A 9,012-nucleotide genomic window follows, 5' to 3' on the forward strand; every position below is an offset into this window, starting at 1 on the left:
ATTACCGACGACGCAATCCTTGGATCAGCGCACGAGCGGATAGTTTTAGATAACCACGCAGACGCGGCACTCTCGAAAGGATCGAGCGAATGGGTTTTGTTGCGCGCCAAGACGAACTGAACGCGATTTCCTGATACTTCTTTTCGGTCTGATGACGTAGTTTTTGTTCGCCTTGAAGAAGCATCAATCGATCGCGCGCAAGGGCCTCTGTCCACCTGATCAGCTCTGTCAGCTGATGCAAGCGCAAGTCGCGCTCTTTCAGTTGCGCTTCTAACTCGCGCGTGCGCTTTTCTAGGCTGCGTGCTTGGTCCTGGTAGTCGCGCGCATGGGTTTCAAGCCTGTTAATCTCTTCTTTCAGTTCGGCCACCGGGGCCCATTCACTGTCAGAATTCTGCTCGCCTGTGGTATCCGCGCTTAAATAGGTTTCGTATCGATCGCCATTCAACGCGTGCACAGCCAGAGCAATGGTCTCCTCGGCCCGATTGCGGACGATCTGCGGCGGTACCCATCTTGGCGTTTGCCACATCGCTCTCCTAAGAGCCTCACGATTCGTCACATGCGTCAGGATGCAGCCTACTGCTAGGAGTGCTCGGTCAATCTGTGGTTCGCCATGCGTTGCGAACAGGCCAGCCTCGTAAGCGAATGGGAACTGCGGCGTCGAGTCACCGCGGAAGTTGTCAGGATTGAAGCTAGGAAATGCAAAGTAGTATAGGTTCAGTCCACATGCGAGCAGGAACTCGGCAACCCGGAGAGACGCTGGATCGTCATTGCATTCGACCCAAGCGCTAACACGCTCCTTCATCAGATACTCTCTCGCATCTTCAAGGATGGGGAGTTCCATCCCCTCGACATCGAGTTTGATGAGATTGAACGGACCTAGGCTTTCCCACAAGCTGCCGAAGTCCATGCGGGCAACTGGATCAGAAGCCTCTTCGAAGTTTCCTGCTCCTGTGGCAGTTGCGTAGGAAGTGGATCCTTGATTATTGCCAATGCGGTGCGGCCGCGCCGGTTGATAGCTTTTGGGACATAGCACCGTTTCGATTACATGACATGGTGCTTGGCAATTAGCCGCCACATTTGCGCGCAGAGCCTCAGTCATACGTGGATTGGCCTCCACAAAACTGAGAGATTTAAGTCGCTTTATATGCGACAGGCCAATTCCGAACGTCCCGACAAACGCCCCGATATCGGCAACTCTATCACCCTCTGCAAGATTGCTTGCGATGAAACGGATTTCGAGGTCGGCCCACTCACCATATTGTGCAAGGGACGCACCCACTATGTCCTCAACGACATCGGGCACATTCATGCGACCATAGCGGGTATCAATCTCTGGCAATGTGGCAGCCTAGCTTGTTGTTTCCTATAGGCCCGAGCCAATTAGCGAAACTTGGACGCAGTTACTAGTTCTTTTTCGATTCCATGGGTGCACTTAGGGAGTTCGGAGAATTTGCTCACGCCATCCAAATCATTGAAATCGAATAAACTTTCCCTACCGCATAAAACGTAATAACAATTATCAATTTCGCCCTGTCAAAAGCGCCGTAGCGGCATTAACGATATGTGCCGGATTGAGGATTCCACTTTCACCTATCACCTGTCGAGGCTCTAAACGCCACTGGATGAAGCTTCAGTGGCAGGTCACCCCGAGCCGATTTCTGCGAGATCAGAGACGAAAGGATGAGTACTCAGCGGCGGCGCCCTGAGTATCAAGGGTTTTTCCCGCTCAACAATCTCAATGACGGCGCGTGGCCTGCGGCCACTCCTTGACTTCACTGGTTAAGATACCAAGCCTCGTCAATCCTGCCAGAGAAGGTGCGTGACCGAGCAAACCAGTCGCCTACCGTGAGGCCCACGGCAGATGGCTCCATTTTGGCATGGATGCGGGCAACCTCACTGCCATCCAAGTTGAGCGCCAGCACCTCATTCTGATACTTGATAGAAATGGCGTTCGGCTGCTGGTCCTTCAGATGGAAAGGCTCGCTTGTGAGCCACTGAGCACCGTTCCCGACGGTCAGTACATACTCGCTTCGATCTCCGGGCAAGGCATGGACAACAAAACCTTGAAAGCTGCAGCAATGGCTTGATGCAATTGTAGAATACGCCACTTGCTTGCCATCTGGGACAACAACCAGGCCAAGGCTGAACGCGCCATTTGGACTCGTAGGAGCGATATCGAATGGAAACGGAGATTTGCGACCATTGGGCCCGACAAACGATCCTAAATCTATGTTGTATCTGTAGCAGATCGGGGATGCGCTAGAGTGCGGCACTGTTGCGCAGGTTGGATGAGTTTCGAATAGATCCTCCCCGGCGAACGGCTTTCGGACGAGATGCATCAACCTGTTGCCTTTGCTCCAACTTTTGAGCGCGTATGTATGATGAAGTGTCGGCATGCTTTGCTCGAGCCAGGAGCTGGTATTCATCAATAAGGGCTGTCGCTCTAGCAGCTCTCTGTCAATGAAGAGGTTACTAGGACCCTCTTCCACGAGAGCCTTGATTAGATTGTCAGCATCCCTTCTCAGAAGGATTTCCGCGACGCCAGGCCCAGGGAGGTTCGACCGTTTGTGCATCTCAGAATATATAGTCGCTTGATGCACAGCCAGTACCTCAAAGCTTTCCGAAGCTGAGACGTTCGAGCGGATAAATGCGATGTCCTCCGCCACCGGCGACATCGGCGACATCTTGCCAATCTGCTGCCAACGGGTTGCAGCCATAGTGACAATCGGTGGTGCCACGCGGACGATAACTATAGATGCGGCCAGGACAAGAAACCCGACCATTATCAGACTGCCGGCCCTTAATGTCGCTCCCCAGGGGCCTTGATAGAGAGAGAGAGCATCCAGCATAGCAAAGGCCGCGATCATCAGAGGCCATATGCAAAGTGGCAAGACAAATGGATGAGACCGGCCCAAGTAATAGCTGAACAGCCCGATACCAAGAACGGTGCTGTAAGCCAGCAAATGGTCTCGAGCCGAAGCCCTACCTTGTACAACTCGAAGGCTGTAAACGGCCGCGGATGCGGCAGCTGTGAAGGCAGCCAGCGTCCAGGCGCTAGGTGGTTTTGGGGTCGGCAACATCATGAAGCCGGATCCAGCGAATATCTTTGCGTAAAGGCTCATTGCGGCTAGATCGACAGGAACGCCCGAACGATATGACAACAAAGCTTGAATCGCGAAGAGGGAACCAAACACCGCGAGAGAATAAGCTAGAGCAAACCAGCCCATCTTCATCGCAGAATTTCTATCGAGACCTATACTTGAAAGGAAAATCAACGTTCCCAAAGCAACAGCCACAACAGCCCCGCTATCGAGATTGTTGAATATAGCAGCGGCAGAGAAAACGCCTATCAGCGTCGCCTTCATGAGGCAAGGAGCCCTGCACCACCACATTGCCATTAACAAGCTCAATGCGGGGAAGAGAAATCGCAGGGGCGTGTATTGGAAGTACACATCATATACGCTCGGATCAATCCTGTAGAGGCACATGATGGCCCAGACGCTAAATGCGACTAGAGTAACAGGTCGAGCGATTAGAAATGAGCTAAATACAAGGACAGCAACAAGTGCAGATGATTGAAGAGCCGCGTTGACTAGTGTTAGATTATATATGCTTAAATCGATGAGCCCAAATATGGGCCTGTAAAATTCGCCGTAGCATCCATACTGCGTGACCACATCATTAAGGCATGTTCCGCCTAAAACCGTCTGGTTTATCGAATATAGATAGGCTCCAAGATGGGCGGTCTCAGCCGTCACATAATTGTAGTCGAAGACACGGAGCGCAAAGGTTAGGAATACCCCGCTCAAGCAAAGAGTGAACGTCGTCCCTATCCGCACTTTCTTGCTTGCTGCGGTCGGATATCTCTGTGATACGAGCGCAAGCACAACTCCACCCAATGCAGAGAGCGTAAACTCTGCCTTAGACAGACCAGCGGAAGGAAGAACGGGATCACTTCTTAAAGTGAAGATCGCACCTGCAACGCCTGTTGCGAACAGACCCAGATCAATAAGGGATGCCTTATTCACGAGCCCTATGCGCTTTGCGGCTAAAGCCGACGCTAGCGCGATCAACGGCAATCCCGCAACGACAGCACCAAAGGCAAGTCGTGTCTCCGGCTTAGGCTGCAATATCGATGGGAACGGGACAAGAATCTCGATCGCCAATGCGAGTTCGTCTTGTGTCGACCCATGGGGTGAGAATAAATAGGCAACAATCCCGATCAACAAAACAAGCACTATAGTTGAGAGCAAGCCAAATGTGATGGCTGAAATCTTAAGCGTATTCATGTGAGACGCTTGACCGTCCATGAGGTCACATTTCAATATGAGCTGACAGCCGCTTCTAACAAGTTCTTGCTGCCGATCAAGGTAAAAATCTCCCGCTTTCCAATCTCTCTTCGCCCATGGGTTGGACGCGTCAAATGCAACTTGGCAACGCCATTGGCTCGAGAGGACAAGTTTGGCCAACGATTCCTTGTGCAAAGGACACCGGTCGGGTACGGCATTGCTTTCCCGACGACTGAGTAAGCAGCGAAGTCGTTCTAGGACGTTCAGAACCGCACACAGCCCCCGCCCCCGGAAGAACCTTGGGACCTAGTACAGGCTCGTCATGCACCGAACCGTCAAAAGCAAGTTTTATCCGGAGATTGAGACGCTTCGGGGGTTAGCAAGCCTCGCGGTGGTGTTGGGTCATTGTTATCTATGGTCATTCCCGCAATACCTGCAGCTTGGTGAGACCTACGAGTTGCGGTGGCTAGATGTGCTCATGTCGGGGATCTTTGACCCACAGCCAGCTGTTCTGGTGTTCTTTGTCTTGAGTGGCTTTGTCCTGGGCTGCCAGTTGGAAGCTTCCGCACCTGTAACCTCTAGGGCCTATTTAGCGTACATCGTGCGCCGCTTGCTTCGATTGATACCCACCATGTGGTTTTCCCTAGTGATCAGTCTTGGCTTATGGGTTGCTTTAGGGGTGGTGGACGAGAGTGCACGGCAGATTGTTCCACTAGCGCTCACTTGGTTTTGGCGAGGTCTGCTTTTTCTCGACTTCAGTTTAAACCCAGTAATTTGGAGTCTGTATGTTGAGGTAATAGTCAGCGCCCTATTGCCATTGATGTTTTGGTGCTCACGGTGTGCCGACTGGACTATGAACGCGGCTGTCTTCCTCGCACTGTTCGCGCTGTGCCTTTTGATTTCGAAGCCGATGTTCCTGTCATTTGCTGTTTTCTTCTTCGTTGGCTTGCTGATCAGCTATGTACCGCGGACATTCGACAAGGTTATGGGGGGTGTATTCGGCCTTGTAGCCGGAGTTTCGGCGTTGGCTGTGTTTACCTGGGGACCAGAAATCGCAGTATTAAGTACTGAAAAGCGAGACTTAACACTTTGGCGCCCCTGGGCATGGATTGAAGTACCGGCCTGCGCTCTGCTTGTTTACTTTGTAGTCCGAGAGCGTTTCGCTCCCATTTCAGCTATTCTCACCACCCCAGTCTTGCGATTTATAGGCAAGATCTCGTTCAGTGTGTATCTACTCCATTTTCCGATTATGATCTTTGTTGATGCAGTACTTGCACACAACGGGCTTGCATTCCGTCCAGAGCTCCCGGTTCTAAACTGGATAGGGCTGTTCGGCATCAAAACGGCAATCGTATGCGCCCTATCGGTTATCGCATCAGTGGCCTCATACCGATTTGTCGAAGTCCCTTCGGCTAAGCTAGGACGATCGTTGGCCAGCTGCATTGTTAAGCGACACCTTGCACTTCCGAGCACATTTTGAATAGAAATTGCCCTCCCAAGCCGAAGCTTAGGAGGGCAAGTTAGGGAGAAAACGCCATTTTCGGGCTGCTCTCCCGACGAAGCCAATCGACGGGGAAGCTCGAAATACGTGGAACGCTCAGAATGGGCAGCGCAAGCGAGATGGGCCAGAGACCCTACCGGAGTGCGTAGTTCGCCGATCCCCGAATCGTCAGGTTAGGCACATTCTGTAGCTCGAGCGGGATCTTCCCGCAGAGATCATTGGAGCAGGGACCCAAGGTGGCAGTGCGAATATACCTGTTCACCTCACCATCCCACTTTCACAATACGACGGCTAGGTGTTCGATCGCGAAGCTGTACCTGAAGGCTCTGCTTGCCCTGGTGCGGCAGGCCAAGCGGCACGGCCTCACGCTGCGGCAGGCCCACACCCGTCTGGCCAAACGCGCCGCCTTGCAGGTGGGTCGCTATGCCCATGCCCGGCAGAGGCGGCGCATGCGCCGCGAACTGAAGCGGCTGAAGACCTATCTCGGACGCGTGTACCGCGATGTCGCCAGGAATGTGGAGCTCTCGATCCGGTTTGCTCCTCTGCTCGGCCTCACAGAGCGCCTTTTGACCCAGGAGCGCACGAGCAAGAACAAGGTGTACAGCCTGCATGCGCCCGAGGTGGTGTGCATCGCCAAGGGCAAGGCGCATCGGCCCTACGAGTTCGGCTCGAAGGTCGCGCCGGCGGTGACGAACCGCGAAGGGTTCGTGCTCGCCTCCAAATCGCTGGAGGGCAACCCGTATGATGGTCATACGTTGGATGCCACCATCGACCAAGTCATCGCTATGACGGGCATCGAGCCGGAGCGGACTTATGTCGATCAGGGCTATCGTGGGCATGACTACGCCAAGACGGATCGGGTGTTTATCACACGACAGCGACGTGGCCTCACACCGACGATCAAACGGGAGCTGAGACGCCGGTCGGCGATCGAGCCGATGATCGGACACATGAAGGCGGATGGGAGGTTGGGACGCAATCACCTGCTCGGAGCCGCCAGCGATGCGATCAATGCGCTGCTGGTGGCCGCCGGGCACAACCTGCGGCTGATCATGAACTGGCTCAGGCGATTTGTTGCTTGGCTCCTCGCCGCCCTGATGGGGTCATTCGCGCCATCGGATACTGCCCACAATCCTTGAAATCCAATCGCCGCCTGATCAAACGGCATTGTTCAGGGCCGACTAAGATAGCTGTCGTGGCCGCGACGACGGCCGACGAGATGACGTTCTTCAGATTGAGGGCCATGGCGAGGCTCCGGTTATGAGAGGGTTCAGGCAGCTTTTTTCGGAGCAACGGGTGATGCCATCTTCAGAGCTTCCTTCTCGACGTCCTGAAGGCTGTTCGGCCAGACCTTGCCGAAGGTCTTCCATGTGTTGAGGCTGGTTAGAGAGGACAGGCGATCCGTGGACAGGCGCTTAGTCAGGACGTGCGGATCGGTGCTGCGGACGGCCCTGAGAGTTATCGGCCCGAACCTGCCTTCATCGGCAACGCCAACGTCGCGCTTTAGAGCCATGATGGAACAGGCAACACCGGAGTTCACGGCGAAGTCGAACACGGCAATGCCAACGCCGGCCGGCAGGTCGTCGCCGCGGCACGCATCCCAGTAATTCCTCTAATAGATGCGGGCGACATCAGCACGATTTAGGGCTTCACCCCAGTGTTGGTCGCCTTTCGTCCGAGCCAGCCGTTCAGGGTCCGATGGTGACGCCCGGATTTGTGGCGCCACCCGGATCCTTGTGGTTATCGACATATCCGCCTTCGTGATTGAGGACGAGCGTTAGCGCCCGCCCGAATGTATCGGTGACATTGTTATCCTCTTTTGAGAGTGGAAATGTAGCGGTGAGCAGCGCCTAAAGCACGAGCACCAAGGACCTTGCGTTACGATGTAGAGAGCGGGATAACCTTTCACCCATTTAATTTCAACGGCTGCAACTCTATGACAAGTGACCCGCAATACCTCCACAATCCAGATGCTGACGCCAGCGAAGTCATGTGGCGGTCTGTGGAAGGCGAATTCCCGAATGGGAGTGATCCTCTTTCGGGTGGGGCGCCCCGATATTGGGTGCCGATCCCCAGCGCCGAGTTGCGGGAAGCCTCGAGCGTGGCCGATATGGGCATCTGGTATGCCATTGGCGAGGCTTGGTCCCAGATTGCCATCCGGGTTTCGAAGGTCGACAAGCCGCGCATCCTCGATATCGGCTGTGGCTCAGGCAAGATGGCTCGGTTCTTCGCCATGATCCCAGGCGCCACCTATCTTGGGATCGATATCTTCAAGCCGGCTATCGAATGGAGCCAAGCTGCCTTTAAGCCGCTGCCCAATTTCGCCTTTACGCACTTTGATATCCACTCACCGCTTTACAATGGCAGCGGCAAGCTGGATGTCACGACTGCACGAGTACCTGCGCCGACTGCTTCATTCGATCTGATCATCTGTGGCTCGCTCTTCACCCACCTGCTTGAGCCTGCATTCAAACATTACCTGGGTGAGGTGGCGCGCTGCTTGTCCAACCAGGGCCGCGCCGTCGTTTCAACCCATAATGAGCCGCAGAAAGGCAAGCGTTTCTCTGGCAAGGAGACTCGGATCGACATCTCCGACGCCTACATGCTCAAACTAGCCCAGTCCCATGGCTTGCGGCTCGTTGAGAAAGTCGGGACAGTGTTCAGCCAAGAAGTCTTTGTTTTCGAGCGAATGAAGCCGCACCGCCCGCGCTGGTGGCGCGTCTTAAGGAAGCATCCATAATCCTCTAAGCGGCTGGGGAGCAATTATCTTTCCTTTCGGGTGAGACGGCGCAGCAGGATGCGGCTCATGGCGAGATAGAGCAGCATCTCGCCAGTCTCGACGAGCCGCTCATAATCCTTGGCCAGCCGCCGGTTGGTGGTCAGCCAACCGATCGTCCGCTCGACCACCCACCTTCGTGCGAACACGTGAAAGCCGCTCGGTCGGATTGGCGGCTCCGCGTCAGCCCGCGTCCACCAATGCTGCGGGATGGATAATTTCCAACGGAGGGCCTTCTGGAGCCAGTCGCGCAAGCCACGATAGGCCGTGTCAGCCCGCATCAACTTGATCGCGGGAAACAGATGCCGCAGGTCCGATAGCAGGATTTCAGCTCCAGCACGGTCATGGATGTCAGGCAACACCCTGTTCGTACGCATCCGCCGAGGACCGCGGAATTTCGGCCGCGGCGTGGTAAAGTGGCCGCATGGAGATTGACCACGACAAGA

Annotated in this window: 7 protein-coding genes and 1 pseudogene; 3 read left to right on the forward strand and 5 right to left on the reverse strand. The window is 54.6% G+C overall.

What is annotated here, in order from left to right; genetic code table 11:
- Position 1 precedes the first annotated feature (1 nt).
- Entirely contained in the window at positions 2–1,339 is a 1,338-nt protein-coding gene (locus tag JKL46_RS05575; RefSeq protein WP_201830604.1) for an FkbM family methyltransferase, read from the reverse strand.
- Positions 1,340–1,772: 433 nt separating this feature from the next.
- Entirely contained in the window at positions 1,773–4,289 is a 2,517-nt protein-coding gene (locus JKL46_RS05580) for a hypothetical protein (RefSeq protein WP_201830606.1), read from the reverse strand.
- A gap of 322 nt (positions 4,290–4,611) precedes the next feature.
- Here JKL46_RS05580 and JKL46_RS05585 point away from each other — a divergent pair, with 322 nt between their 5' ends.
- Positions 4,612–5,769 carry an acyltransferase family protein gene (locus tag JKL46_RS05585; RefSeq protein ID WP_201830608.1) on the forward strand — a complete coding sequence of 386 codons (1,158 nt, stop codon included), beginning with the start codon at positions 4,612–4,614 and terminating at the stop codon, positions 5,767–5,769.
- A gap of 326 nt (positions 5,770–6,095) precedes the next feature.
- Positions 6,096–6,929, forward strand: a pseudogene (locus JKL46_RS05590) (IS5 family transposase); the annotation flags it as partial.
- Between the two features lie 131 nt (positions 6,930–7,060).
- Here the strand turns inward: JKL46_RS05590 and JKL46_RS05595 are convergent.
- A complete protein-coding gene (locus JKL46_RS05595; RefSeq protein WP_246529162.1) occupies positions 7,061–7,345 on the reverse strand; it encodes a lysozyme family protein in 285 nt (94 codons plus the stop codon).
- Positions 7,346–7,478: 133 nt separating this feature from the next.
- A complete protein-coding gene (locus JKL46_RS36810) occupies positions 7,479–7,637 on the reverse strand; it encodes a glycosyl hydrolase 108 family protein (protein ID WP_201830655.1) in 159 nt (52 codons plus the stop codon).
- A 26-nt stretch (positions 7,638–7,663) separates the two neighbouring features.
- Here JKL46_RS36810 and JKL46_RS05605 point away from each other — a divergent pair, with 26 nt between their 5' ends.
- A complete protein-coding gene (locus JKL46_RS05605) occupies positions 7,664–8,530 on the forward strand; it encodes a class I SAM-dependent methyltransferase (protein ID WP_201830612.1) in 867 nt (288 codons plus the stop codon).
- A gap of 23 nt (positions 8,531–8,553) precedes the next feature.
- Here JKL46_RS05605 and JKL46_RS05610 read toward each other — a convergent pair whose 3' ends face one another.
- Positions 8,554–8,925 carry a transposase gene (locus JKL46_RS05610; protein ID WP_246529163.1) on the reverse strand — a complete coding sequence of 124 codons (372 nt, stop codon included), beginning with the start codon at positions 8,923–8,925 and terminating at the stop codon, positions 8,554–8,556.
- Between the last annotated feature and the right edge of the window lie 87 nt (positions 8,926–9,012).

Origin of the sequence: Microvirga zambiensis WSM3693 (genome assembly GCF_016735695.1) — a bacterium.
In the GTDB taxonomy this organism is placed as follows: domain Bacteria; phylum Pseudomonadota; class Alphaproteobacteria; order Rhizobiales; family Beijerinckiaceae; genus Microvirga; species Microvirga zambiensis.